Below are 24,248 nucleotides of genomic sequence, written 5' to 3'. Positions count from 1 at the left end.
CGCGCTCCGCTTGGCCCCGGGCCGCGGGCGGCCGATGGGAGAGCGTGGACACGGACAACACCTCCGCCCTCGGCGCCGCCCTCGACCGGGTGCTCGACGGTGGCGTGCGCAGCGTCTTCCAGCCCATCGTCGACCTGGACAGCGACTGCGTGGTCGCCTACGAGGCGCTCGCCCGCGGCCCCGAGGGGCCGCTCGAGCGCCCGGACACGATGTTCGCCGCCGCCCGCGCCGCCGGCCGGCTAGCCGAGCTCGACGAGGCGTGCCGCGCCGCTGCGTTCCGGGGCGCGGTCGCCCACGGGCTGCTCGCGCCCACCACCGTCTTCGTCAACGTCGAGCCCGACGTGCTGGACAGCGCACCCCTCGCCGACCTGCTGGCCATCGCCGACACCGCCCCCCGCGAGCTGCGCGTCGTCCTGGAGGTCACCGAGCGGGCCCTGGCGGCCCGGCCCGCGGAGCTGCTGCGCACCGTGGAGCGCGTGCGCGCCCTCGGGTGGGGCATCGCCCTGGACGACGTCGGCGCCGATCCCATGTCGCTGTCGTTCATGCCGCTGCTGCGCCCCGACGTGGTCAAGCTCGACCTGCGCCTGGTGCAGGGCAGCCCCGGCCCTGAGGTCGCCCAGGTGATGAACGCGGTGAACGCCTACGCCGAGAGCACCGGCGCCCTCGTCCTGGCCGAGGGCATCGAGAACGCCGAGCATCTGGCCACTGCCCGATCGCTGGGCGCCAGCCTCGGGCAGGGGTGGCTGTTCGGCCGCCCCGAGTCCGCGCCGTCGCTCGACCGTCCCTCCACCGAGCTGTTCCTGCCCTCCCCCGAGCCGGTCGACGTCGACGAGGCCGGCAACGGGTCACCCTTCGGCTGCCTCCCCGAGGGCACCCGGCTGCGGTTCTCCCCGAAGTCGCTGCTGGTCGAGCTGAGCAAGCAGCTCGAGCGGGAGGCGGTGCGCGTCGGCGAGACCTGCGTCGTCGCCGCAACCTTCCAGGAGGCCCGGAACGTCACCCCCGCCACCGAGCGGCGCTACGCCGAGCTCGCCGAGGCCACGGGCTTCGTCTGCGCCGTCGGCGAGGGCCTGGACGCCGAGCCGCTGCCCGGCATCCGGGGCGCCACCCTGTCCCCGACCGACCCGGTGCGCGACGAGTGGGACGTCGTCGTCCTCGGACCGCACTTCTCCGCGGCGCTGCTGGCGCGCGACCTCGGCTCGACCGGCCCCGACATGGACCGGCAGTTCGAGTACGCGCTCACCTACGAGCGCACGACGGTCGTGCAGGCGGCGCGGGCGCTGCTCTCCCGCGTCGCGCCGCGTCCGGCCGCGGTGCTGCCGGCCCCGGTGCTCGCGCCGGTCCTCGCGCACGACCCGGCACCTGCCCCCTTCATCCCGTCGCCGCGCAGGCCGGAGAGCGACCACCGCGTCCACCTGGAGGACCTGCGGGCCACCGACGCGGTCACCGGCCTGCCGGGCCGGCTGCGGACCGAGAGCCTCCTGGAGGTCGCGGCGTGGAACGCGCGGTCGGGCGGCGACGTCCTGGGCGTCCTGACCGTCGACCTGGACGGCGTCGACGCCGTCGCCGACCGCCTCGGGGACGCCGCGGCCGACCACCTCCTGCGCGCCGCCGCCCAGCGGCTCCGCGGGCGGCTGCGCCACGGGGACCTCGTGGGCCGGCTGGGCAGGGCGCGGTTCGCCGCCGCCGTGCCGTGGCTGGCGCCGGCCACCGCGGGCCGGGAGACCGCACGGATCGCCGGTGCCCTGGCCGACGCGATGAGCGGCCCGTTCGTCGTCGCCGGTGAGGAGGTCGTGCTGGGCGTGCGCGTCGGCAGCGCCCTGTGCCCCGCGGACGCCGACGACGTCACGGACCTGCTCGACGTCGCCGCTACCGGGACGGCCGCCGTGCTGCGCTGAGCCGGATCAGGCCTCGGCGGCGCCGTCGAGCAGCTCGACCGGGAAGGGCGGCCGGTCGACGCCGGTGACGCGGGTGTTGCCCCACGGGTCGGACTCCCTGGCCTCGGCCAGCCCACTGCCGTGCGGCGTCGTCACCTGCAGCCGGGTCCGGGCGGGGACGGCCAGGGCGATCCGCCCGGTCCACACCACCGAGCCCGCCAGGGGGTCGAACCGGGCCCCGAGCACCGCGCGGGTGCGGCGGGCCGGCTCGCCCTCGACGAGGACGGTGACCTCGCCGTCGTAGCCCTCGGGTTCCTCGTGCTCGCTCATCGGCTCCTCCGGAGACTGGTCGGGTGCGCGGTTGGTCAGCGGGACGGCGGGAGCAGCGTGGCCAGCCCGCCGTGGGCGAGCTCGGTCAGCTGGTCCACCAGCCGGGTGGCCGGCAGCGTGCGACTCGCCGACCACCAGTGCGCCGCGAGCTGGACCATGCCGACGACGCCGTAGGCCCAGGTCATGGCGGCGTCGGCCGGCCGACCGGCGGCGGTGAGCCGATCGGCCATGAGCACGCCGAGCGCCTCGGCGATCTCCCGCTCGGTCGCGGCCACCAGGTCGGCCCGGCCGGAGCGCCCGGCATGGGCGTAGGCGAACCGGTAGAGGGCCGGCTCGTCCTCGATCAGGGAGACGAAGGCGGCGATGACCGCGTGCAGCTGCTCGCGGTCGTCCCGCCGATCCGCGGCCAGCTCGCCCAGCAGCCGGGGCAGCAGGATCACCTCGGAGATGCGGCCGAGGACGGCGTCGACCAGCTCGTCCTTGTCGCTGAAGTAGCGGTAGATGACCGTCTTGGAGACCCCGGCGCTGCGGGCGACGTCCTCGACCGCGAACTCGGGGCCGGCCAGCCGCACGGCCTCGACCGCCGCGGTGACCAGGTCCTCGCGGCGGGCCCGACGGTGCTCGGTCCAGCGCGCACGCCGGCCGTCGGGCGGTGCGGCGTCCTGCCGCGCGGGCGCCGACGGCTCGGAGAGCGTGGCGGGTTGCATGTGTTTCACCGTAACAGCTACCTTTCGTGGCAAGCCCCACTCGACGTTCGAGGGAGACCGCTCATGACTGCCACACTGCCTTCCGGCACCGCTGCGCACGAATCCGCCACGCGCAAGGCACCGGTCGACCGGCAGGCGCTGTCCGCGCGGCTGCTCGGCTCCGCGGCCAAGAAGTCGTACGACCCGGTGGTCGACATCGACTGGGACGCACCGATCCCCGACCATCTCTACGGCCTGTCGCCGGAGTGGTCCAGCCTCTACGGCACCGAGCTGTGGGAGGGCCTCAGCGAGGAGCAGCGGGTCACGCTCACGGTGCACGAGTACTGCTCGATCTCCGGCGTCGGCATCTGGTTCGAGTGCCTGCTGATGCAGCTCATCCTGCGCGACATCTACGGGGACGACCCGGCGCAGCCGCACGTGCAGTGGGCGCTCACCGAGATCGCCGACGAGTGCCGGCACTCGGTCATGTTCGCCCGCACGGCGCAGACCTTCGGTGCGCCGTCGTACCAGCCGCCGAAGCGGATCCTGCGTCTGGGCAAGGCGTTCGCGGCCAAGGGCGACGGGCCGGCCGCCTACGCCGCGATCCTCGTGGCCGAGGAGATCCTCGACATCTTCCAGCGCGACCTGATGAAGGACGAGCGGGTCCAGCCGCTGACCCGGGCGACCAGCCAGATCCACGTCGTCGAGGAGGCCCGGCACATGCGCTTCGCCCGCGAGGAGGTCGCCCGGCGCACCCCGGAGCTCTCGGCCTGGCAGCTGCGCAAGCACCGCACCGTCGTCGCCGCGGTGGCCGCGATCGTGGCGGAGAACCTCGTGCAGCCCGAGGTCTACGCCTCCGTCGGCCTGGACCCGGAGAAGGCGAAGGCCGCGGCCCGCGCCAACGAGCACTACGCGGCGAAGCTCCGTGACGCCTCGGCCGGGCTGGTGTCGTTCCTGCGCGGCGAAGGCCTCATCGGCGGCCCGTCGGAGCGGCTCTGGAAGCGCGCCCAGCTCATCTGAGGCCCCGCTGCAGGGCCCTGGCTCGAGCTTGCGAGTGCTGTGGGGGCAGCTGGGTCCTTCTACTGGGCCAGCTGGGTCGCGTAGAGGCAGATGGCGGCCGCGGCGGCGAGGTTGAGGCTCTCGGCCCGGCCGCGCATCGGGATCCGCACCCGGTTGTCGGCCAGGGCGGCCAGCTCATTCGGGACGCCGCGGGCCTCGTTGCCGAACAGCCACAGGACCGGCCCGCTCAGCCCGCCATCAGCAGCGAGGCGGTCCAGGGCCACCTCTCCCCCGCCGTCGGCGGCCAGCACCGTGCCTCCTGCGGCCTGCCAGGCCGGGAGGAACGACTCGAGCGGCGCACCACGGACGACGTCCAGGTGGAAGATGCTGCCGGCGCTGGAGCGCACGGCCTTGCCGCCGTAGGGATCGGCCGAGCCGGCGCCGAACACCACCGCACCCGCGCCGCACGCGTCGGCGGTGCGGAGCACCGTTCCGGCGTTGCCCGGGTCGGCCAGCTCGGCGAACGCCACGGCGAGGCCCGGCGGGGCGGCCAGGACGTCGGCGGTGGGGACGTCGCGGAGGGCGCAGACGGCGACGAGCCCCTGGGGGGTGACCGTCTCCGACAGCCCCGCCGCTGCCTTCTCCGTCACCAGCCGGACGGGGACGCCGCTGGTGGCCAGCAGTTCGCGGTGCGCTGCGGCGGCGCTCTCGGTGGCGAAGACCTCGCGGACGCCGGCGGGGTCGGCGAGCGCCTCCACGACCGCCTGCCGCCCCTCGGCCAGGAACAGGCCCGCGGCGTCACGGCCGGTGCGGCGGACCAGCTTGCGCGCCGCGACGATCCGGGCGGAGCGCTCGGTCAGCAGCTCGCTCATGCGCATACTCCAACTCCCGCAGGGACGACGACGCCGCCGGCGCCGACCCCGGAGGGCCGGTCACCGACGGCGTCGGACGTTGCTGCTACGTGCTTCAGGCGGCCTGGGCGCCGGTCGCCTGCGGGTTCGCGGCGAGCGCGGCCCGGGCGGACTCGACCAGCGTCGCGAAGGCGGCCGGCTCGTTGACGGCCAGCTCGGCGAGGACGCGACGGTCCAGCTCGATGCCGGCGAGCTTCAGACCCTGCATGAACCGGTTGTAGGTCATGTCGTTCTGACGCGCGGCGGCGTTGATCCGGGTGATCCACAGCTTGCGGAAGTCGCCCTTGCGGACCTTCCGGTCGCGGTAGTTGTAGGTGGCCGAGTGGAGGATCTGCTCCTTGGCCTTGCGGTACAGCCGCGAGCGCTGCCCGCGGTAGCCGCTGGCCTGCTCGAGGACTGTGCGGCGCTTCTTCTGGGCGTTGACCGCCCGCTTCACGCGTGCCACGTGAGTGCTCCTGTCTTTCTAAAGGTCAGTGGGACTGGGGCGCTCAGAGGCCCAGCAGCTTCTTCATCCGCGGCGCGTCGGCCGGGGACAGCACGCCGATCCCGCTCACGCGGCGCTTGCGGCCCGAGGACTTGACCTCGAACTTGTGCTGGTTGTTCGTGTGCTCGCGCACCAGCTTCCCGGAGCCGGTCACGCGCACGCGCTTGGCCGTGCCCTTGTGGGTCTTCTGCTTCGGCATGTCCCTCGTCCTATTCGTCTGGATGTCGGCGTCGGCGGCAGCACGGAGCTGCCGCACGGCACCGGCCGTCTTCGGTCGTGCGGTCGATCGATCAGGCCTGCGCGGTCTGCTCGTTCGCCGACTCTGACGCCGAGGCCTTCTCCTGCTTCGCGGTGCGTCGCGCGGCGTCGGTGGCGGCCTGGTTCTTGTGCGGGGCGATCACCATGACCATGTTCCGGCCGTCCTGCTTGGGGTTGGACTCGACGACGCCCAGCTCGCTGACGTCGGCGGCCAGCCGCTGGAGCAGCCGGTAGCCCATCTCCGGCCGCGACTGCTCACGCCCGCGGAACATCACGGTGATCTTGACCTTGTCGCCGCCCTTGAGGAAGCGGACGACATGGCCCTTCTTGGTCTCGTAGTCGTGCGGGTCGATCTTGAGGCGCAGACGCATCTCCTTGATGACGGTGAGCGTCTGGTTCCGGCGGGCATCGCGTGCCTTCTGCGCGGCCTCGTACTTGAACTTGCCGTAGTCCATGAGCTTGCAGACCGGCGGCCGGGCCATGGGAGCGACCTCGACGAGATCGAGCTCCGAGTCCTGGGCCAGACGCAGCGCTTCGCCGATCGACACGACGCCGACCTGCTCGCCCTCGGGTCCGACCAGGCGGACCTCGGGGACGCGGATACGGTCGTTGATGCGGGGCTCGGTGATGGCCTCTCCTCTGCTCTTGCCTGTGAGGAGCCGCCCGTCCCGTGCCGGAGAGCAGGAAGGCCCCGCGAGCGTCTGCTCACGGGGCCCACTCTCCGGTGCCGCACGCGTCGCAGGACGCGTGCGGGACGCGACGACCGGCCAGGGCCGGTCCTCGCGATCCGGGGACCTGAGCGCCTGGACGGCGTCAGGTGGGAGCGGGCTCCTCTTGGATCAGCGGCCCGGGGCGGGGCCGCTGGATGGTTCGCGCGCCTCATGTAGCGGGGGGAGGCACGCCCACTCTACAGCGTCCACTCCCCCGTGGTCATTCCCGGGCCTGCCTCAGTTGTCGTAGAGCAGCGGGGGTCGGACCGGGTCGTTCGCGCGGGCCGCGGCGTGCAGGGCGCGGAGCCCCTCGACCGCGCGCGCCGCGTACTCCCCGTCGACCGCCTGCAGGCCCAGCAGCGAGACCTCGTCGCCGTTCTCCAGCGCGAGCGAGCCCCAGGCCGACTTCCGCTCGAAGCGGACCGCGCGCACCGACTGCCACGGCAGCTCGTGGTGGACGAGCAGGTTGCGCACCCGGATGCCGGAGGCGTCCGCGTCCACGCGGGACCGGCCCAGGAGCAGCACGCCCACCGCGAGGAGGATCCCGAGGCCGGCCAGCGCGACCTGGTCGACGACGCCGTAGTCCACGACCGTGTTGGTGGTCGAGGGCAGCGTCAGCACGACGACCGCGGTCACGGCGAGCACGACCGCGGCGAGGAGCGCCAGCAGCAGTTGCAGCCGGCGCGCTACGGCCGTGACGGTGACGGGGACGACGGCGGTGGGAGGAACGGCGCCAGGACCGGACATGCCCCCATGGTGACAGGCGACCGGCCGCACCCGGCTGGCAGAGTGCCGGGGCGTGGAGATCTCCGGCACCGCCCAGCACGAGGCCTGGCAGGCCCGCGCACTGCCCCCGGTCGAGCAGCTGCGGGGCGACCTGTGGTCCATCCCCGTCCCGATCCCGCACAACCCGCTGCGCTACAACAGCATCTACGCCTTCGCCCTCGACGGCGGCGGCCTGGGCCTGATCGACACCGGCTGGGGCAGCGACGACGCCTGGGCCGCGCTCACCGCCGGCCTGACCGCGATCGGCGGGGACGTCACCGACATCCGCGGGGCGCTGGTCACCCACCTGCACTTCGACCACCTGGGTCTGGCCGGCCGGGTCCGCGAGGCCAGCGGCGCCTGGATCGCGATGCACCCCGCCGACGCCACCGCCGTCCGCAGCCTGACCACCTCCGGGGCGCAGCACGCGGTGGACACCGAGGTGGAGTTCCTCGTCGGCCTGGGCGCCGACCGCGACGAGGCGGTGTCCGACGTCGGCGCCGCCGAGAACTTCGGGGCCTGGACCAGCATGGCCGTCCCCGACCGGATGCTCGAGGACGGCGAGCACGCCGACTTCCCCGGCTGGCGGCTGCGCGCGGTCCACACGCCCGGTCACACACCCGGTCACCTGTGCTTCGCGGAGGAGGCCACCGGCCTGTTCTTCTCCGGCGACCACGTGCTCCCCCGCATCAGCCCCAACATCTCGACCAACGCCCGCGGCGGGGATCCGCTGCGCGACTACCTCGACTCGCTGGCCGCCGTCCGTGACCTGGACCCCACCGAGGTGCTCCCCGCGCACGAGTGGCGCTTCCGGGGGCTGGCCGACCGGGTGGACTCGCTCACCGCCCACCACGAGCACCGGCTGGCCGAGCTGCTGGCCGCGATCGCCGCGCACCCCGGCTCCACGCCGTGGCAGCTGGCGGCCCACCTCACCTGGTCGCGGCCGTGGGAGCAGTACGAGCGCCGGATGCGCATCTTCGCGGTGACCGAGACCGACGCGCACCTGCGCCTGCTGGCCAGCCGGGGTCTCGTCGTCGGCAGCGGCGGGCCGGTGCCGACGTGGACGCCGGCCGCCCGCTGACCTTCGGCGGGCTCGCCGGAGAGATGCTGGCCGCCGTCCCCCTGCTGAGGACGACCCGGCTGGACTGAACCGCGGGCACGTTTGCGGCGGGGCCGTTCTGCGCACCGTCAGGGAGTGCACGTCGGTCGAGAAACCGGCCGCGCGCGCTCCGCCGGCGGAAGGCGCCTCGTGAACACGACTCGAGCCCCGGGTCCCTCCATCCCGCTGACCGACGAGCTGGCCGGCGTCTTCGCGCGCATGTCGGGCCTCCTGCTGTCGACCGAGACGGTCGAGACGTCGCTGGCGTTGTTGAGCTCGCTGGCCCACGAGACGATGCCGGGTTCCAGCGGAGCCGGCGTCTCTGTCATCGAGGGCGGCCGGCGGACGTCCGCCGGCTCGACGGACGATCGGGTCCGCAAGGCCGACAGCCTGCAGTACGAGCTCGACGAGGGCCCCTGCCTGGCCGCGACGGCGACCCGCGAGCAGATCCTCATCGACGACCTCGAGGACGAACCACGGTGGCCCCGCTGGGCCGCCGCAGCACGGCCGCTGGGCCTGCGGGCCGCCATGAGCGCCCCGCTGGTCGCCGGCGACGCCACGGTGGGGGCGATCAAGGTGTACGCCGACCACCCGGCCGCCTTCGACGCCCGCAGCATGCATCTGCTCGCGCTCTTCTCCGCCCAGGCCGCGTTGATGGTCGCGAACGTGCAGGTCCACGACCGGGCGAAGCGGCTCAGCGACGGCATGCGCCAGGCGGTGCGCGACCGGGATCTGGTCGGCATGGCCAAGGGCGTGCTGATGGGCCGCCACGGGGTGGACGAGGACGGCGCCTTCCGGATGCTCGTGGGGCGGAGCCAGGAGCAGGGTGCCGGTCTGGCGGACACCGCACGGAAGGTGATCGACTCCGCCGTCGGCCGACGACGGTCGTGACCGAGGAGCTGCAGCAATCGGCGCTCTGGGCCGGCTACGCGCACGCCGATCTCGGCCTCGAGCAGCTGTGGCTGCGCTACTTCGCGCTCGGGGGCACCGCCGACCTCACCGAGGTCGACGCCTACCTCCACGGCCTGGCGCCCATGCCCGACCACCAGCCCGACCTCCTGGCGCACGCGGTGAACGAGCGACTGCAGGAGCTCTTCACCCGCCACCGCGTGCCGTACAGCCGCACCATCCGGCAGCACGTGCCCCCGACGGGCGTGCTGGCCGCGCTCGTCACCGTCTTGGAGCCCGCCGGGTCCGTCCCTCCCGAGCGGCTCCCGGCGCTGGTGTCGGAGGCCGGCCGCTTGCTGGACGTCGACGTGACCGTGCACCGGATCGACCACGAGCAGCGCTGCCTGGTTCGGCTGGGCGCCCCCGGCGGGCCGACCGTTCCCGGCCGACGTCGCCTCGGAGTCGACAGCACGATGGCCGGCCGCGCCTTCCGCACCGTGCAGGTCGTCGCCTCCGACCGGGACGGCCGGCCGTGCCTGTGGGTGCCCTTGCTGGACGGCGCCGACCGGCTGGGCGTCCTGGAGGTCCGCGTCGCGTCCCCGGCCGCCCTGCACGACCCGGCGCTGCGCGAGCAGTGCTGGCTGCTCGCCTCCCTGCTGGGCCACCTCATCGTCTCCATGGAGCCCTACGGGGACGACCTGGAACGACCGCGCCGCACCCGTCCCATGTCGGCCTCGGCCGAGCTCATCTGGCAGCAGCTCCCGCCGCTCACCGCGGCGACGGACACCTTCGAACTCGCCGGCCGGCTCGAGCCCAGCTACGACGTCGGGGGCGACGCCTTCGACTACGCGCTGTCCGAGCGGACGGTCTCCCTCGGCATCTTCGACGCGGTGGGGCACGGCATCCACGCCGCGCTGATGGCCGCAGCGGCGCTCGCCGCCTACCGGAGCGCCAGGAGGGACGGCCGGAGCGTCTTCGACCAGGCCCGCGCGCTCGACGACGTCGTGTCGGAGACCTTCCCCGGCAGCGATTTCGTGACCGGCGTGATCGCCGAGGTCGACCTCGCCTCCGGCCGACTCCGCTACGTCAACGCGGGGCATCCCGCGCCGTTGCTGCTCCGCGACGGCCGGTTGGTCAAGGAGCTGGACGGTGGTCGGCGGGTGCCCTTCGGGCTGGAGACCCGCGGACTCACCGTGGGCGAGGAGGTGCTGCAGCCCGGCGACTGGCTCGCCCTCTACACCGATGGCATCACGGAGGCGCGGGACACGGCCGGCGCCTGGTTCGGCGAGCCGCGACTGGCCGAGTTCCTCGGCCGGGCGATCGCCGGCGGCCAGCCCCCCGCTGAGACGGTCCGCCGGCTCACCTCTGACGTCCTGGACCACCAGGGCGGCCTCCTGCAGGACGACGCGTCGGTGCTGCTCGCCCGGTGGAAGAAGTCGTGAGACGCCTCACTCCGGGCTGCCCGGGGTCGGTGGCGGACACATCCTCGTAACGCCGGGGCCCCACCATGGGCCCGCACCGGCCCTGAGGAGGGAACGTGACCGAGCTCGACCAGGATCCGGCAGCGCCGGGCGAGCTCCCGCTGGCCGGCTACACCGTGGCCGTGACCGCCGCCCGCCGCAAGGAGGAGCTCGGCGCGCTGCTGGACCGGCGCGGCGCCCGGGTCGTCCACGCACCCGCCATCCGCATCGTCCCGCTCTCCGACGACGCGGAGCTCGTCGCCGCGACGCGGCGGGTGCTGGAGTTCCCGGTCGACCTCGTGGTCGCGACCACCGGAGTCGGCTTCCGCGGCTGGCTGGAGGCCGCCGACGCGTGGGACCTGCCGCTTGTCGAGCACCTGCGCGGCGCGCGCGTGCTGGCCCGCGGACCCAAGGCGCGCGGCGCCATCCGCGGTGGCGGGCTGGTCGACGCGTGGTCGCCGGAGTCCGAATCCTCGGCCGAGGTGCTCTCCCACCTGCTGTCCGGTGCCGAGGGGCCGCTCCAGGGGCGCCGGATCGCCGTCCAGCTGCACGGCGACCCGCTGCCCGACCTCGTCGCCGGGCTGCGCGAGAGCGGCGCCGAGGTGCTCACCGTGCCGGTCTACCGGTGGGTGCTGCCCGAGGACGTCGGCCCGGTGCGCCGGCTGGTCGCCGCCGTCGCCGCGGGCGCGGTGGACGCCGTGACCTTCACCAGCGCCCCGGCCGCGGCCAGCCTGCTCGCCGTCGCCGAGGACATGGGCCGGAGGGAGGAACTCGTGGCCGCGCTGCGCGACCGGGTGCTCGCGGTCGCCGTCGGGGCGGTCACGGCGGGGCCGCTGGAGGCCGCGGGCATCCCGACCCGGCAGCCGGAGCGGGCGCGGCTGGGTGCGCTGGCCCGCGAGGTGGTGGCCCGGCTGCCCGAGCGCGATCCGGTGCTGGAGCTGGGCGCGCACACGCTCCAGGTTCGCGGTCACGCCGCCGTCGTCGACGGCCGGCTGGTGGAGCTGGCGCCCGGTCCGATGGGCGTGCTGCGCGCCCTGGCCCGGCGTCCGGGCACGGTCGTCTCCCGGGCCGAGCTGGTCGATTGCCTGCCCGGCGGCGGGGACGAGCACGCGGTGGAGATGGCGGTGGCCCGGCTGCGGGCGGCGCTCGGGGCGCCCCTCGTCGGCACCGTGGTCAAGCGCGGGTACCGGCTCGCCGCCTGACCGGGCCGGCTACCGCAGGTCCAGCCGCATGAGCACGCGCGGGAAACCGTTGAGCACGGACTGCGTGTCGGCCGCCCAGGTGAAGCCGGCCCGCTCGAACAGGCTCCGGGTGCCGACGTAGGCCATCGTCAGGTCGACCTTCGCGCCGTCGTTGTCCACCGGGTACGCCTCCACGGCCGGGGCGCCGTGGTCCCGGGCGAACTCGACGGCGCCGGCGACCAGCCAGTGGGCGATGCTCTGTCCCCGGTGGCCAGGGCGCACCCGTACGCACCACAGCGCCCACACGTCCAGGTCGTCGACGTGCGGGATCCGGCGGTTCTTCGCGAAGCTCGTGTCCGCTCGCGGGTGGACCGCCGCCCAGCCGACCACCTCGTCACCGTCGTAGGCCAGCACCCCGGGCCGGGGTTCCTCCCGCACGAGCTCCCGCACCCGCTCGCCCCGCGCCGGCCCGACCAGCGCCTGGTTCTCCCTGGAGGACATGAGCCGGTAGCTCAGGCACCAGCACGCCTGGGCGTCGGGCCGCCTGGGCCCGACCATCGTCGCGACGTCCTCGAACACGTCCGCCGGCCGGACCTCGATCGCCATGCCCGCATCGTGGCACCGGCCACCGACAATCCGGGATCACACCCGGTGCGCCGCCTGCGGGCGCAGGTAGACGACCCAGGTGACGACGACGCAGACGACGTAGAACGCGATGAACGCGAGGTAGGCGGAGTCGCCGGTGCCCGTGGTCATGAACGACTGCCGGAACGCCAGGTTGACCAGGACACCGCCGAACGCCCCGACGGCGCCGGCGATGCCGATCAGCGCGCCGGACATGCGGAGCGCGTGCCGGTCGGCCGCCTCGGGATCGCCGCCGTCGGCCACGCGCTGCAGCGCCTGCGACCGGAAGATCGCCGGGATCATCTTGTAGGTCGAGCCGTTGCCCAGGCCGCTGAGCACGAAGAGCAGCACGAAGCCGACGACGAACAGCGGCAGCGACTCCGCCTGGCTCGCCGTCCAGACGACGCCGGCCCCCAGCGCCATCGCCACGAAGTTCGCGCACGTGATGCGGGCCCCGCCGTAGCGGTCGGCCAGCGCGCCGCCGACCGGCCGGATGAGCGAGCCGAGCAGCGGGCCCAGCCAGGTGAGCGAGGCCGCGGCCAGCGGGGTGGCGAAGGACTCGGTGAACTGGTTCTGCAGCACCTGCCCGAAGGCGAACCCGAACCCGATGAACGAGCCGAAGGTGCCGATGTAGAGGAAGGACATGATCCAGGTGTGCGGCTCGCGGGTCGCCTCGCGCATGGCCCGGGGCTGGTTGCGCGCCGTCGTCAGGTTGTCCATGACCAGGGCCGCGCCCACGGCCGCGGCGACGATCAGCGGGACGTAGACGAGCAGCACGATCCGCGGGTGGTCGGCGCCGGCCGTGGCCAGCACGAGCAGGCCGATGAGCTGGACGACGGGGACGCCGAGGTTGCCGCCGCCGGCGTTGAGGCCCAGCGCCCAGCCCTTGAGCCGATCGGGGTAGAAGGCGTTGATGTTGGCCATGGAGCTGGCGAAGTTGCCCCCGCCGACGCCGGCCAGGCAGGAGACCAGCAGCAGCGTGCCGAAGGAGACCCCCGGCTCCAGCACGATCGCCGTGGCGATGGTCGGCACCAGCAGCAGGGCCGCGCTCACGATCGTCCAGTTGCGCCCGCCGAACCGGGCGACGGCGAAGGTGTAGGGCAGCCGCACGAACGCGCCCAGCGCCGTGGGCAGGGTGGTGAGCAGGAACTTGCCGGCCGGATCGATGCCGAACACCGGCTCCGGGAGGAACAGCACGAGCACCGACCAGAGGCTCCAGATGGAGAAGCCGATGTGCTCGCTGAAGACGGAGAAGAAGAGGTTGCGACGGGCGACGTCCTTGCCGGTCGACTCCCAGAACTCCGGGTCCTCCGGGCGCCAGTCGTCGATCCACCTCCCGGAGCGCGCGGGGACGTCGGACTGCGGGGGCGTCGCGCGGGACTGGGTGGGAGCGGCCATGCCGGAACGGTGGTCGCTGCCGGTTTCCCCGGCGTCGCCCCGCTGCTGTTCTCGTGTTCCGTTTCGCTCACCGGCGGTGCCCCGCTGTGGTGAGGTCGCGGCCACCGGCGTGCACGACCGCCCTCCGGCCGTAGATGATCACCTGGTGACCGCCCCCGAGGAGACCGCCGAGCTGCCCGGCCGCACGCTGATCGAGCTGGGCGCCCCGGTCGCCGGATCCATGAGCCGGGCGGCGGCCACCGTCGTCTTCGAGCCGTCGGCCGCGAAGGTGACGATCAGCGCCTCCTTCGCCGCGAGCCTGCGCACCGTCGCCACCGAGGCGGCCGCCCTGCAGGTCCCCCGCGAGCAGGTGCGCGCGGGTGCGGCGCTGGCCTTCGCCGTGGAGTACGCCGCCACCCAGCACCGCGCGGGCCGGCCGGCCCGCTCCGACGGCTGGTTCGACGCCCGCCCGGGCGGGCGGCCGGCGGCCGAGGACCTCGCCGAGGCGGTGGTCGCCGCGGCCCGCCGGTCGACCGACGAGCGACGGGTGCGTCACCTCGGCTACCTACTCGCCGAGGCCTCCTGTTCCTCGGACCTGGACGCCGGCCTGGCCGACCGCGCGCTCCGGTCCAGCGAGGAGCTGAGCTGGCGCCAGCTCGCCCTCCTGGCCGGCGCCGGCCGCCGCGAGCGGGTGCCGCTGTCCATGGCGCCGCTGCCCGACGAGCCGCGTCCGTGGTCCGAGTGGGGTGCCCGCGAGGACGTCGCCGACCTGCAGCGCGCCGGCCTGCTCGACCCGCCGCTCACCGCCGCCCGTCCCGGGGCGATCCTGCCCCGGCTGCGCGCGGCCGACCTGCGGCTGACCCGGCGCGGCGTGCTGCTGCACCGGCTCCTGGCGCTGGACCTGCTGCACGAGGACGCCGTCACCGAGGCCCTCGCCGCCCTGGGCCTCCCCCGGTCCTGATCATGCGCGGGCCGTGCGTCACCGTCGGGGCGGCGCTCGTCCTGGCCGTCCTCACCGGCTGCGGGCCGGAGCGGGTGTGCCCGCCGGTCGGCTGGTCGAACACCGTCGTCGTCCAGCTCGGGCCGGAGTGGACGGGCCTCGAGGACGCGTCGGTGCGGGTCGCGGACCGGCCCGCCGTTCCCGTGTCGGACGGGTCCGCGGACGTCTGGCTGGACATGTCGTCGCCCGGCACCGTGGAGGTGACGGTCCTCGACGCACAGGGCGAGGTGCTGGCCGAGCGCGAGGCCGACCTCGACTGGCGTCGCGTGGGCGGCACCGAGGAGTGCGGTGGCCCGGCCGAGGCGACCGTCGTCGTCCCCTGACGGACCGAGCCCTACCGCCGCCGGGCGACCAGGACGGTGTCCGGTACCGGGTTGCCCGTCCGGTGCGCGGCGCCCGGGTCGCGGTCCCGCGTCTCCGTCACCACGTCGGTCCACTGCGCCGGGTCGAGCACCGCCGCGACGTCGTCGGCCGCGTAGAGCGCGCCCGCCTCGTGGGCGTGCGCGTGCCCGTGGCCCCACTCCTCGCCGTGCCGGTGCCCCACCACGAGCAGCGTCCCGCCGGGCGCCACCGCGGCGGCCAGCCGCCGGAACATCGCGTCGCGATCGGTCCACGCCGAGTGCAGGTAGTGGGCCGTGACCAGGTCGAAGGCGGCCTCGGGTGGGGCCCAGGTCTCCAGGTCCTCGTGCCGCCACTCGATGCGCTCGGTCAGGAGCAGCTCGGCCGCCTTGGCCGCACCACGCCCCAGGGCGACCGGGGAGAAGTCGACGGCGGTGACCCGCCAGCCCCGCGAGGCGAGCCAGAGCGCGTCGCCCCCTTCGCCTGCTCCGGCGTCCAACGCCCTGCCCGGCAGCAGGTGGGAGGCCTCGCGCACCAGCTGGCCGTTGGGCCTCCCGGTCCACACCGCCGGTGCGGACCGGTAGAGCTCGTCGTAGGAGTCCCGGGTGATCGCGGGCTGCCGCGGCGATCCGTGCCGGTGCCCGTGCTCGTGCCCGGTCATGCCGCCACGCTCCGCCGCCCGGCCACCGCACGAGCGGTGTCCTCCTCGATCAGGTCCGCGTTGATCATCGCGCCGGCCTTGAGCCCCTGAGCGGCCGCCACGATCACCTGCGCACTGAGGTCACCGGCGTTGCCGGCCACCCAGACGCCGGGGACGTCGGTGCGCCCGGTCGGGTCGGCGGGCAGGTAGGTGCCCATGACCGTGCCGTGCAGCTCCATGGGTACGGGCACGGTTCCGAGGTCGGCGAGCAGCTCGGCATTGGCGACGAAGCGCGGCGTCACGACCACCGCGTCCCGGGTCATCAGCTCGCCGTCGGCCAGCCGGACGTCCGCGCCGCCCTCCAGCCCGGCCACCTCGCCGCGCACGATCCGCACGCCGCGAGCGGTCAGCTTCGCCAGGTCCTCCTCGCCCGGCTCGGCGCCGGTGTGCACGAAGAGGACGACGTCGTCGGTCCACTGCCGCCACAGCAGTGCGGCGTAGGCGCCCAGCGGCCCGGTGCTCACGATGCCGACGGCGCTGTCGCGGGCCTCCCAGCCGTGGCAGTACGGGCAGTGCAGCACCGTGCTCCCCCAGCGCTCGGCCACGCCCGGCAGCTCGGGGAGGTCGTCGGTGAGGCCTGCCGCCAGCAGCACCCGCCGCGCCCGCACGTTCTCTCCGCCGTCCAGGGCCAGGAGGAAGCCGTCGTCCTCCCGGCGCACCGAGACGACCCGGCCGCTCCGGATCGTGCCGCCGTAGGCCTCCACCTCACCTCGGCCGATCGCGTACAGCTCGGCCGGCGGCGTGCCCTCCCGGCCGAGGTAGTTGTGCACGTGCCCGGCCGGTGCGTTGCGGGGAACGCCTGCATCCACCACCAGCACGCTGCGCCGGGCGCGGGACAGGGTGAGCGCTCCGCTCAGGCCTGCCGCACCGCCTCCGATGACCACCACGTCGTATCGCTCGTCCATGCCGCCCACTGTCTTCCGGGTGAGCTGGTATGGCAAGGAAGGTTGCCAGTCTGGCAAAGTGGCGTCATGACCGACGACGGCGTCCTGCAGAACGTGGGCCCACGGCTCCGGGCCCTGCGCACCGAGCACGGGTCGACCCTGGGCGAGATCGCGACGGCCACCGGCATCTCGGTGAGCACCCTGTCCCGGCTGGAGTCCGGTGGGCGCCGTCCGACCCTGGAGCTGCTGCTCCCGCTGGCCCGGGTCTACGGCGTCGCACTCGACGACCTCGTCGACACCCCGGCGCCCGCCGACCCGCGCGTGCAGGGGCGTCCCATCAAGAACGACGGCACGACCCTGATTCCGCTGTCCCGTCAGGCCGGAGGGCCGCAGGCCTACAAGATGGAGTTCCCGCCCCGCTGGCGGGTGGACGACACCGAGCAGAAGACGCACGAGGGCTACGAGTGGCTCTACGTGCTGTCCGGCCGGATCCGGCTGCTGCTCGGCGCGCGTGACTTCGTGCTCGGCCCCGGCGAGGTGGTGGAGTTCGACACCCGGGTGCCGCACGCCTTCTCCAACCCCTTCGCGGAGCCCGCCGAGGGGCTGGTGCTGTTCGGCCCGCAGGGCGAGCGGATGCACGTCCGCGCCCGCCCCGCCGACCGCTGACCCCTGCTTTTCCGCGGAGAAGCGGCCTGCTTTACCGCGGAAAGGCAGGCTGCTTCTCCGCGGAGAAGCGGGTCAGGTGGAGCGGGCGTAGGCGGCGGGCGTCGTCGCGAGCATCCGGCGGAAGTGCCGGGTCAGGTGCGCCTGGTCGTAGAAGCCGGCCGCCGTCGCCACCTCCGCCGCGGGCAGTCCGTCCAGCAGCAGCCGGCGGGCACGGTCGATCCGCCGGCCGGTCAGGTACCGGTGCGGCGGCAGCCCGTGCCGTCGCGTGAAGGCCCGCACCAGGTGCGTCGGGCTGACCCCGAACCGCGCGGCGGCGCCGGCCAGGTCGACGCCCTCGACGACGCCGGCGTCCAGCAGCTCCCGCAGCCCGTCGGCGATCCGGTGGTCGCGCACGGCGGCCACCGGCACGACCACCCGGTCCAGGTGCTGGCCCAGCCGCTCCACCACGAAGGCCAGCCGGCTCTCCGCCTCCAGCACCTCGGGGTGCGGACGGAGGGCGGCGTGCAGTCGGGAGACGCGGTCGCGCAGCACGTCGTCGACGAGCGCGGGGTGGTCCACCGCCGAACCGACCCGATCCGCGCCGAGCAGGTCCGGCTCCAGGTACAGCACCCGCTTGCGGAACCCACCGGGGAACTGCGACCGGCCGTCGTGCGGCACTCCCGGCGGCGACAGCGTCACCGCGGACGGGGAGGCGCCGTGCGCGTGGCGGTCCAGGTCGTACCGGACGGCGCCGTCGTCGACGAGCAGGAGCGTCCAGGCGTCGTGGGTGTGCGCGGGGTAGGCGTGGTCGGTGAACCGGGCGTGCAGCACCTCGGTCAGCCCCGGCACCTGGGGGCGCCAGGCCACCACCTCGGCCGGGCCGGTCACGTCAGGAACGTACAAGACCCGGGGGCGCCGACGGCCGCACGCTGACCGCCGTGACGACCGCGCAGATCATCGCCGAACCCGAGACCACCGAGCCCGGCCCTCCGTGGCCCACGAAGATCGTCGTGCTCCTGCGCGAGGGATTGCTGCCCTGGCAGGAGCTCAACGTCACCGCCTTCCTGTCGAGTGCGGTGGCCGCGGCGATCCCCGAGCTCATCGGCCGCCCGTACGAGGACGCAGACGGCACGCGGTACCTCCCCATGATCCGGCAGCCCGTGCTCGTGATGACCGGATCCGCCGACGTCCTCCGCAGCAGTCGTGACCGGGTCCTGGGCCGGAACCTGCCCATCGCCGTCTTCACCGCCGACCTGTTCGCCACCGGGGGCGACGCCGAGAACCGGGCCGCGGTCCGCGCGGTCGCCGGCGCCGACCTCGACCTGGTCGGCATCGCGGTGCACGGACCGAAGAACGCCGTCGACAAGGTGGTCAAGGGCGCCCGCATGCACCCCTGACCCCGCCCCCATCTGCTTTTCCGCGGAAAAGCGGGCTGCTTCTCCGCGGAAAAGCAGGGGTCAGACGGTGACGAGGAGGGTGCCGTCCTGGTCGCGCACGGGGAAGACACGGATCGGGGCGGCGCCGCTGGTCGCAGCACCGTCGGACCACCGGTAGGCGTAGAGGTGCAGCGGGCAGACCAGCACGTCGACGTCGGTCTGCCCGTCGGCCAACGGCCCGCCGGCGTGCGGGCAGGCCGCCTGGGTGGCGTGCAGGGAGCCGTCGCGCAGCCGGAACACCGCGACCTGCACCCCGCCGGCCACGAAGGCCCGCCCCTCCCCCATCGGGATCTCGTCCAGCCGGCCGACGGCGTGCTGGACACCGGGCCCCGCAGCGACGGTGTCGGCCGGGACCTCGGTCGCCGGCGTGCCTACCGCGGTCCCGGGCGTCGTGGGCCGCGCGGCCTCCAGGTGCGGGGCGCTCATCGGACCGGCACCTTCGGCAGGTCGACCATCGGGAGCGCTGTGCGGAACTGGCCGGGCGTGGCCGGCTCGGCGGCGTCCTGGCCCCACGGGTCGCTGTAGGCGTCGATCGAGCGCTGGATGCCCTCGTCGAGGTCGGCGCAGATGCCCTCGCTGTCCTCGAGCAGCACCGCCTTGACCGTCTCCAGGCCGACACGGGGCACGAAGTCGTAGGTGCGCTCGAGCCAGTTGGCGTTCTCCCGGTAGTACTGCACGAAGCGGCCCGTGAGGGTGAGCACCTCCTCGGGAGACTCCACCGTGGTGAGCAGGTCGCCCTTGCGCACCGAGGCCCCGGCCGCGCCCCCGACGTAGACCTCCCACTTCCCGTTGCCGACGGCGACGACGCCGACGTCCTTCACGTAGGCCTCGGCGCAGTTCCGCGGGCAGCCGACGACGGCCATCTTGATCTTCGCCGGGCTCTCGATGCCCTGGAAGCGGGTCTCCAGGTCGATGCCGAGCTGCGTGGAGTCTCCCAGCCCGAACCGGCAGAAGTCCGAGCCGACGCAGGTCTTCACCGTGCGCATGCTCTTGCCGTAGGCGTAGCCGCTGGGCATGCCGAGGTCCGACCACATGGCCGGCAGGTCCTCCTTGCGGACGCCGAGCAGGTCGATCCGCTGGCCACCGGTCACCTTGACCATCGGCACCTCGTACTTCTCGGCGACGTCGGCGATCTTCCGCAGCTGCGCCGGGGTGGTCACCCCGCCCTTCATCTGCGGGACGACGGAGAACGTCCCGTCGCGCTGGATGTTGGCGTGCACGCGGTCGTTGATGAACTCGCCGTCCTTCTGCGGGACGAAGTCCGCGCCCCACAGCATCTTGAGCAGCGAGGTGAGCCCCATCTTCGACTTGGCGTCCTCCTTGCCGCCGGGGGCGAGGGCGGCGAAGACCGCCGAGACGCTGCGCAGGTCCCGGCCACGGATGGCGGCGACCAGCTCGGGCTTGGCCAGCGCGATGCCCGGCACGTACCAGGACGCCGCCGGGTCCTCGGCGAGGTCGCCATCGGCCGCCCACTCCACGATCTGCTTCACCAGCGACTTGCACGAGCCGCAGCCCTTGCCGGCGCGGGTCCGGTCCATGACCGCGCCGACGCTGCCGCAGCCGTCGGCGACCGCACCGCAGATGTCGCCCTTGGAGACGCCGTTGCAGTTGCAGACCTGCGAGTGGGCGGGCATCTCGGCGACGCCGACCTCCTCGACGCCGTCGGAGAGGTCGACCAGCAGCCGGATCCGCTCCTCGGGCAGCGGGGCGCCGCGGTCGAACGCCTGGGTCAGGAACGCGACCTTGCGCGTGTCGCCGAGCAGAGTCGCGCCGACCAGCCTGTCGTCGCGGATGACCACCGACAGGTGCACGCCGCGCTTGGGCTCGGAGATGACCAGGAACTCGTCGTCGTCCCGCTCCGGCGTGCTCACCCCCATGACGGCGACGTCGACGCCGGCCACCTTGAGCTTGGTGGCGGTGCGGCTGCCGGTGTACTCGGCGTCGGGGTCGGTGCCCGTGAGGACGTCGGCCAGCACCTTCGCGTGCTCCCAGGCCGGCGCCACCAGGCCGTACACCTCGCCGCGGTGCTGGGCGCACTCCCCGATCGCGTAGACGTCCGGGTCCTCGGTGCGGAGCTGGTCGTCGACGACGATCGCCCGCTGCACCTCCAGCCCCGAGCGGACGGCGACGTCGGTGTGCGGGCGCACGCCGGCCGCGACCACCAGCAGGTCGCAGTCCAGCCGCCGGCCGTCCTTGAGCAGCACGCCCTCGACGTGCTCGCTGCCCAGCACCTCGGTCGCGAGGACGTCGAGGTGGACGGAGATGCCGAGGGACCGGACGCTCTTCTCGAGGATGGCTCCCGCCTCGCGGGAGAGCTGCGCGTTCATCAGCCACGGCATCGCGTGGACCAGCTCCACCTGCAGGCCGTGCCCTTGCAGCGCGCGGGCCGCCTCCAGCCCGAGCAGCCCACCGCCCATGACCACGGCCTTCGTGCAGCGGCCGGTGGCCTCGAGCATCGCCCGCGTCTCGTCGATGGTGCGGAAGCCGTAGACCCCGGGCAGCAGCGAGCCGTCCTCGCGGCGCACCCCGGCCATCGGCGGCACGAACGAGTAGCTGCCGGTGGCGAGCACCAGGTGGTCGTAGGGGGTGGCGGTGCCGTCGTCGGCGTGCACCTGCTTGGCGGCGGTGTCGATCCGCTCGACCCGGACGCCGGCGCGCAGCACGATGCCGTTGTCGGCGTACCAGTCGTGGCTGTTGAGGACGATCTCGTCCTCGTGCGACTCCCCCGCCAGCACCGGCGAGAGCATGATCCGGTTGTAGTTGCCGTGCGGCTCGTCGCCGAAGACGGTGACGGCGAACTGCTCGTCCCCGCCGCGCTCCAGCACCTCCTCCACGAAGCGGGCGCCGGCCATGCCGTTGCCGACCACCACCAGGCGGTCGCGCTCCTCCGTCCCGTCGTCCAGGTGCAGCGACGTCACGCCGCCCGGCCGCCCACCGAGGACCCGCATCACACCTCCACCAGCCCGAGGTCGACCACGAGCTCGCCGGTGATCCCCTCGGGCGCCGCCGCGTGCAGCTCGATCACCGAGCCGCCCGGCAGGTCCTCGACCACCCGCAGCGGCACGTGGGTGTCGGCCTTCGCGCCGATCGGGAACCAGCGCATCGGCTCGCCGTCGCGCAGCAGCAGCACGTAGACCAGCTCGGCGGTGGAGTTGCCGGCGCGCAGGTACAGCGCCTGGGCCGAGCACCCCGCGGGCACCGTGTAGCGCAGCGCGGGATCGACCGGGCCGGGCTTGGTGAGCCCCTCCCCGGTGACCGGGTAGACGCCTTGCAGGAAACGGGGTGTGCTCTTCACGGACGTGCTCCTTCTGCTCCGGGCCGGTGGCCGGGGTCGAACGGACGCGGGCGGCTGGTGCGGGCGGGGCTGGGGCTGGTCGGCCTGCTCCGGAGGGCTGATCCGCTCCTCGGGCCCGCCGACGCGGGCGACGGCGACGGCGCAGACCTTGAAGGCGGGCATCTTCGACGTCGGGTCGAGCGCGGGGTCGGTGAGCGCGTTGGCGCTGGAGCCGCCGCCCCAGTGGAACGGCGCGAAGACGACGTCGGGGCGGATCGAGTCGGTGACCTGCGCGTGGAACCGGGCCCGGCCGCGGCGGGTGGCCAGCTCGACGACGTCGTCCTGCGCGATGCCCAGCCGCCGGGCGAGGTCGGGGTGCAGCTCCGCGCGCGGGGTGGGGGCGATCAGCTGCAGGCTGCGCGAGCGCCGGGTCTGCGTGCCGGACTGGTACTGCGCCAGCACGCGGCCGGTCGTGAGCACGAGGGGGTACTCGTCGTCGGTGGGCTCGTGGGCCTCGACGTGCTCCACGCGGACGAAGCGGGCCCGGCCGTCCGGGGTGGCGAACCGCTCGGTGAACAGCCACGGCGTCCCGGGGTGGTCCGGCGCCGGGCACGGCCAGAAGACGCCGTCCTCCGCGTCGATGCGCTCGTAGCTGATGCCCGAGTAGTCCGCCGCTCCCCCGGCGCTGGCCCGGCGGAGCTCCTGGAACACGGTCTCCGGATCGCCGCTGAACCGGTCGCCCGCACCCAGCCGACCGGCCAGCGTGGCCAGCAGTTGCAGGTCGTCGGGCACCCCGGCCGGCGGGTCCAGCGCCCGCCGGCGGCGGATCACGCGGCCCTCGAGGTTGGTCATGGTGCCCGCCTCCTCCGCCCACATGGCACTGGGCAGGACGACGTCGGCCAGCTCTGCGGTCTGGGAGAGGAAGAAGTCGCTGACGACGAGGAAGTCGAGGTCCCGGAGCCGGCTGATGACCCGGCGGGCGTCCGGGGCGCTCACCGCGACGTTCGAGGCGAGCACCAGCAGGGTGCGCACGCCGCCGTCGGTGCCGAGCGCGTCGAGCAGCTCGAAGGCGGACTTCCCGGGCATCGGCAGGTCGGCCGGGTCGACGCCCCAGACCGCGGCCACGTGGGCGCGGGCGGCCGGATCGGCCAGCGAGCGGTAGCCCGGCAGCTGGTCGGCCTTCTGCCCGTGCTCGCGCCCGCCCTGCCCGTTCCCCTGGCCGGTGACCGTGCCCCAGCCGCTCCCGGGCCGGCCGGGCAGCCCGAGCGCCAGCGCCAGGTTGATCCAGGCCGAGGCGGTGTCGGTGCCGCTGCGGTGCTGCTCGGCGCCGCGCGCGGTGAGGACGATCGCCTTCGCCGCCCGCGCCAGGGCGAACACGGTGCGCCGCTGCTGCTCGACGGGCACGCCGGTGATCCGCTCGACGCGGTCGGGCCAGTACGCGGCGACGCCGTCCCGGACCTCGGCGAAGCCGGTCGTGCGTGCCGCGACGTAGTCCTCGTCGACCAGGCCCTCGGCGATCGCGAGGTGCAGCAGCCCGTTGGCCAGCGCCAGGTCGGTTCCGGGCAGCGGCTGCAGATGGAGGGCGGCCGAGCGCGCGGTGGCGGTACGCCGGGGGTCGACCACGATGTGCTGGGCGCCCCGCTCGCGCCCGGCGTCGAACCACCGCATGGCCGGCGGCATGGTGTCGGCGGGGTTGGAGCCGACCAGCACGACGACGTCGGCCCCGGCGATGTCGGAGAGCGGGAACGGCATCCCGCGGTCGAGTCCGAAGGCCCGGTTGGCCGCGCCGGCGGCCGAGCTCATGCAGAACCGGCCGTTGTAGTCGATGGCACTGGTGCGCAGCGCCACCCGGGCGAACTTGCCGAACTGGTAGGCCTGCTCGTTGGTCAGCGATCCCCCGCCGAAGCAGCCGACGGCGTCGCGGCCGTGCGTCCGCTGGGTGCGCTCGATCGCCTCGACCACCCGGTCGAGTGCGTCGTCCCAGGAGGCCTCGACCAGCGGGCTGGTCCGGTCGCCGGGCACGGCCCGCACCAGGGGGCGGGTGAGCCGCTCGGGGTGGTCGAGCAGCTCGGTGGATGACCAGCCCTTCGAGCACAGCCCGCCGCGGTTGGTCGGGAAGTCCAGCGGCACGAGCGTCGCCGGGCGGTCCCCTGCCGTCACCGCCATCCCGCACTGCAGCGAGCAGTAGGGGCAGTGCGTCGCCGTCGTCCGCAGCGCGCCGGCACCGCGTCCGGCGGACTCGGGGACGACGGCGGCGGGCACGGAACGAGACTGGGCGCCGGTCGTTACCCCGTGTGCACGTGGGCGTCAACGCTGGGTGCACA

25 protein-coding genes are annotated in these 24,248 nt (G+C 74.2%); 10 read left to right on the top strand and 15 right to left on the bottom strand.

Annotated features, from left to right (window positions below; genetic code table 11):
* Positions 1 to 44: 44 nt before the first annotated feature.
* Positions 45 to 1,895, top strand: coding sequence for an EAL domain-containing protein (locus BLS70_RS15585; RefSeq protein WP_255362502.1), 1,851 nt, complete (start codon positions 45 to 47; stop codon positions 1,893 to 1,895).
* 6 nt (positions 1,896 to 1,901) lie between these two features.
* Here BLS70_RS15585 and BLS70_RS15580 read toward each other — a convergent pair whose 3' ends face one another.
* A complete protein-coding gene (locus BLS70_RS15580) occupies positions 1,902 to 2,204 on the bottom strand; it encodes a DUF4873 domain-containing protein (protein ID WP_091769830.1) in 303 nt (100 codons plus the stop codon).
* 35 nt (positions 2,205 to 2,239) lie between these two features.
* Positions 2,240 to 2,911, bottom strand: a complete 672-nt coding sequence (locus tag BLS70_RS15575; RefSeq protein WP_091769828.1) for a TetR/AcrR family transcriptional regulator — start codon at positions 2,909 to 2,911, stop codon at positions 2,240 to 2,242.
* Positions 2,912 to 2,974: 63 nt separating this feature from the next.
* Here BLS70_RS15575 and BLS70_RS15570 point away from each other — a divergent pair, with 63 nt between their 5' ends.
* On the top strand, positions 2,975 to 3,910 hold the full coding sequence (locus BLS70_RS15570) for an AurF N-oxygenase family protein (RefSeq protein ID WP_091769826.1): 936 nt from the start codon (positions 2,975 to 2,977) through the stop codon (positions 3,908 to 3,910).
* Between the two features lie 59 nt (positions 3,911 to 3,969).
* On the opposite strand, the gene BLS70_RS15565 is transcribed toward BLS70_RS15570, so the two are convergent.
* The 5 genes from BLS70_RS15565 to BLS70_RS15545 form a co-directional block, all read right to left on the bottom strand.
* A complete protein-coding gene (locus tag BLS70_RS15565; protein ID WP_091769928.1) occupies positions 3,970 to 4,761 on the bottom strand; it encodes a TrmH family RNA methyltransferase in 792 nt (263 codons plus the stop codon).
* Positions 4,762 to 4,855: 94 nt separating this feature from the next.
* Complete coding sequence (gene rplT, locus BLS70_RS15560) at positions 4,856 to 5,245, bottom strand: 50S ribosomal protein L20 (RefSeq protein ID WP_091769824.1); 390 nt, start codon at positions 5,243 to 5,245, stop codon at positions 4,856 to 4,858.
* Between the two features lie 43 nt (positions 5,246 to 5,288).
* A complete protein-coding gene (rpmI, locus tag BLS70_RS15555) occupies positions 5,289 to 5,483 on the bottom strand; it encodes a 50S ribosomal protein L35 (RefSeq protein ID WP_091769822.1) in 195 nt (64 codons plus the stop codon).
* Positions 5,484 to 5,574: 91 nt separating this feature from the next.
* Positions 5,575 to 6,156, bottom strand: coding sequence for a translation initiation factor IF-3 (gene infC, locus BLS70_RS15550; protein ID WP_255362506.1), 582 nt, complete (start codon positions 6,154 to 6,156; stop codon positions 5,575 to 5,577).
* A gap of 333 nt (positions 6,157 to 6,489) precedes the next feature.
* Positions 6,490 to 6,999: a PH domain-containing protein gene (locus BLS70_RS15545; protein ID WP_091769819.1), complete on the bottom strand. Its 510-nt coding sequence runs from the start codon at positions 6,997 to 6,999 to the stop codon at positions 6,490 to 6,492.
* 52 nt (positions 7,000 to 7,051) lie between these two features.
* Between BLS70_RS15545 and BLS70_RS15540 the strand changes: the two genes are divergently transcribed.
* The 4 genes from BLS70_RS15540 to BLS70_RS15525 all read left to right on the top strand — a co-directional run bounded on the left by BLS70_RS15540 (position 7,052) and on the right by BLS70_RS15525 (position 11,666).
* Positions 7,052 to 8,098, top strand: a complete 1,047-nt coding sequence (locus tag BLS70_RS15540; RefSeq protein WP_091769817.1) for an MBL fold metallo-hydrolase — start codon at positions 7,052 to 7,054, stop codon at positions 8,096 to 8,098.
* Between the two features lie 168 nt (positions 8,099 to 8,266).
* Complete coding sequence (locus BLS70_RS15535) at positions 8,267 to 9,007, top strand: GAF and ANTAR domain-containing protein (RefSeq protein ID WP_218122447.1); 741 nt, start codon at positions 8,267 to 8,269, stop codon at positions 9,005 to 9,007.
* A complete protein-coding gene (locus BLS70_RS15530) occupies positions 9,004 to 10,446 on the top strand; it encodes a PP2C family protein-serine/threonine phosphatase (RefSeq protein ID WP_218122446.1) in 1,443 nt (480 codons plus the stop codon). Before BLS70_RS15535 ends, BLS70_RS15530 begins: the two co-directional genes overlap by 4 nt.
* 95 nt (positions 10,447 to 10,541) lie before the next feature.
* Positions 10,542 to 11,666: a uroporphyrinogen-III synthase gene (locus tag BLS70_RS15525; protein ID WP_091769815.1), complete on the top strand. Its 1,125-nt coding sequence runs from the start codon at positions 10,542 to 10,544 to the stop codon at positions 11,664 to 11,666.
* A gap of 9 nt (positions 11,667 to 11,675) precedes the next feature.
* On the opposite strand, the gene BLS70_RS15520 is transcribed toward BLS70_RS15525, so the two are convergent.
* Together BLS70_RS15520 and BLS70_RS15515 are read right to left on the bottom strand one after the other, a co-directional pair.
* Complete coding sequence (locus BLS70_RS15520; protein ID WP_091769813.1) at positions 11,676 to 12,251, bottom strand: GNAT family N-acetyltransferase; 576 nt, start codon at positions 12,249 to 12,251, stop codon at positions 11,676 to 11,678.
* A gap of 36 nt (positions 12,252 to 12,287) precedes the next feature.
* A complete protein-coding gene (locus BLS70_RS15515) occupies positions 12,288 to 13,667 on the bottom strand; it encodes a nitrate/nitrite transporter (protein WP_091769811.1) in 1,380 nt (459 codons plus the stop codon).
* A 145-nt stretch (positions 13,668 to 13,812) separates the two neighbouring features.
* Here BLS70_RS15515 and BLS70_RS15510 point away from each other — a divergent pair, with 145 nt between their 5' ends.
* Positions 13,813 to 14,607, top strand: coding sequence for a type 1 periplasmic-binding domain-containing protein (locus BLS70_RS15510; protein WP_091769809.1), 795 nt, complete (start codon positions 13,813 to 13,815; stop codon positions 14,605 to 14,607).
* 2 nt (positions 14,608 to 14,609) lie between these two features.
* Positions 14,610 to 14,969, top strand: a complete 360-nt coding sequence (locus BLS70_RS15505) for a hypothetical protein (RefSeq protein WP_091769807.1) — start codon at positions 14,610 to 14,612, stop codon at positions 14,967 to 14,969.
* An 11-nt stretch (positions 14,970 to 14,980) separates the two neighbouring features.
* Here BLS70_RS15505 and BLS70_RS15500 read toward each other — a convergent pair whose 3' ends face one another.
* Together BLS70_RS15500 and BLS70_RS15495 are read right to left on the bottom strand one after the other, a co-directional pair.
* A complete protein-coding gene (locus BLS70_RS15500) occupies positions 14,981 to 15,646 on the bottom strand; it encodes a class I SAM-dependent methyltransferase (protein WP_091769805.1) in 666 nt (221 codons plus the stop codon).
* Entirely contained in the window at positions 15,643 to 16,590 is a 948-nt protein-coding gene (locus BLS70_RS15495; RefSeq protein ID WP_091769922.1) for an NAD(P)/FAD-dependent oxidoreductase, read from the bottom strand. Before BLS70_RS15495 ends, BLS70_RS15500 begins: the two co-directional genes overlap by 4 nt.
* 66 nt (positions 16,591 to 16,656) lie before the next feature.
* Here BLS70_RS15495 and BLS70_RS15490 point away from each other — a divergent pair, with 66 nt between their 5' ends.
* Positions 16,657 to 17,235, top strand: a complete 579-nt coding sequence (locus tag BLS70_RS15490) for a helix-turn-helix domain-containing protein (protein ID WP_091769803.1) — start codon at positions 16,657 to 16,659, stop codon at positions 17,233 to 17,235.
* Positions 17,236 to 17,307: 72 nt separating this feature from the next.
* Here BLS70_RS15490 and BLS70_RS15485 read toward each other — a convergent pair whose 3' ends face one another.
* Positions 17,308 to 18,102 carry an AraC family transcriptional regulator gene (locus BLS70_RS15485; RefSeq protein WP_218122445.1) on the bottom strand — a complete coding sequence of 265 codons (795 nt, stop codon included), beginning with the start codon at positions 18,100 to 18,102 and terminating at the stop codon, positions 17,308 to 17,310.
* Between the two features lie 50 nt (positions 18,103 to 18,152).
* On the opposite strand from BLS70_RS15485, the gene BLS70_RS15480 reads away from it, so the two are divergent.
* Positions 18,153 to 18,611 carry a DUF2000 domain-containing protein gene (locus BLS70_RS15480; RefSeq protein WP_255362501.1) on the top strand — a complete coding sequence of 153 codons (459 nt, stop codon included), beginning with the start codon at positions 18,153 to 18,155 and terminating at the stop codon, positions 18,609 to 18,611.
* A gap of 60 nt (positions 18,612 to 18,671) precedes the next feature.
* On the opposite strand, the gene BLS70_RS15475 is transcribed toward BLS70_RS15480, so the two are convergent.
* Genes BLS70_RS15475 through BLS70_RS15465 form a run of 3 tightly spaced genes read right to left on the bottom strand, consistent with a single transcriptional unit; the run spans position 18,672 to position 24,186 of the window.
* Positions 18,672 to 19,076 carry a Rieske (2Fe-2S) protein gene (locus BLS70_RS15475; RefSeq protein ID WP_091769799.1) on the bottom strand — a complete coding sequence of 135 codons (405 nt, stop codon included), beginning with the start codon at positions 19,074 to 19,076 and terminating at the stop codon, positions 18,672 to 18,674.
* The gene (gene nirB / locus BLS70_RS15470; RefSeq protein WP_091769797.1) at positions 19,073 to 21,598 is read right to left on the bottom strand and encodes a nitrite reductase large subunit NirB; all 2,526 of its coding nucleotides are present in this window, start codon (positions 21,596 to 21,598) and stop codon (positions 19,073 to 19,075) included. Before nirB ends, BLS70_RS15475 begins: the two co-directional genes overlap by 4 nt.
* Complete coding sequence (locus BLS70_RS15465) at positions 21,598 to 24,186, bottom strand: molybdopterin oxidoreductase family protein (protein WP_255362500.1); 2,589 nt, start codon at positions 24,184 to 24,186, stop codon at positions 21,598 to 21,600. Before BLS70_RS15465 ends, nirB begins: the two co-directional genes overlap by 1 nt.
* Positions 24,187 to 24,248: the final 62 nt, after the last annotated feature.

Source organism: Blastococcus aurantiacus, from assembly GCF_900102425.1.
Lineage (GTDB): Bacteria > Actinomycetota > Actinomycetes > Mycobacteriales > Geodermatophilaceae > Blastococcus > Blastococcus aurantiacus.
This window is presented reverse-complemented; position numbering and strand designations above follow the sequence as displayed.

Bases quoted from the DNA above. Each gene is read 5' to 3' on its own strand.
- BLS70_RS15580 (WP_091769830.1), bottom strand. From the start codon at position 2,204: ATGAGCGAGCACGAGGAACCCGAGGGCTACGACGGCGAGGTCACCGTC.
- BLS70_RS15575 (WP_091769828.1), bottom strand. From the start codon at position 2,911: ATGCAACCCGCCACGCTCTCCGAGCCGTCGGCGCCCGCGCGGCAGGAC.
- BLS70_RS15570 (WP_091769826.1), top strand. From the start codon at position 2,975: ATGACTGCCACACTGCCTTCCGGCACCGCTGCGCACGAATCCGCCACG.
- BLS70_RS15565 (WP_091769928.1), bottom strand. From the start codon at position 4,761: ATGAGCGAGCTGCTGACCGAGCGCTCCGCCCGGATCGTCGCGGCGCGC.
- rpmI (WP_091769822.1), bottom strand. From the start codon at position 5,483: ATGCCGAAGCAGAAGACCCACAAGGGCACGGCCAAGCGCGTGCGCGTG.
- BLS70_RS15545 (WP_091769819.1), bottom strand. From the start codon at position 6,999: ATGTCCGGTCCTGGCGCCGTTCCTCCCACCGCCGTCGTCCCCGTCACC.
- BLS70_RS15520 (WP_091769813.1), bottom strand. From the start codon at position 12,251: ATGGCGATCGAGGTCCGGCCGGCGGACGTGTTCGAGGACGTCGCGACG.
- BLS70_RS15515 (WP_091769811.1), bottom strand. From the start codon at position 13,667: ATGGCCGCTCCCACCCAGTCCCGCGCGACGCCCCCGCAGTCCGACGTC.
- BLS70_RS15505 (WP_091769807.1), top strand. From the start codon at position 14,610: ATGCGCGGGCCGTGCGTCACCGTCGGGGCGGCGCTCGTCCTGGCCGTC.
- BLS70_RS15500 (WP_091769805.1), bottom strand. From the start codon at position 15,646: ATGACCGGGCACGAGCACGGGCACCGGCACGGATCGCCGCGGCAGCCC.
- BLS70_RS15495 (WP_091769922.1), bottom strand. From the start codon at position 16,590: ATGGACGAGCGATACGACGTGGTGGTCATCGGAGGCGGTGCGGCAGGC.
- BLS70_RS15490 (WP_091769803.1), top strand. From the start codon at position 16,657: ATGACCGACGACGGCGTCCTGCAGAACGTGGGCCCACGGCTCCGGGCC.
- BLS70_RS15475 (WP_091769799.1), bottom strand. From the start codon at position 19,076: ATGAGCGCCCCGCACCTGGAGGCCGCGCGGCCCACGACGCCCGGGACC.
- nirB (WP_091769797.1), bottom strand. From the start codon at position 21,598: ATGCGGGTCCTCGGTGGGCGGCCGGGCGGCGTGACGTCGCTGCACCTG.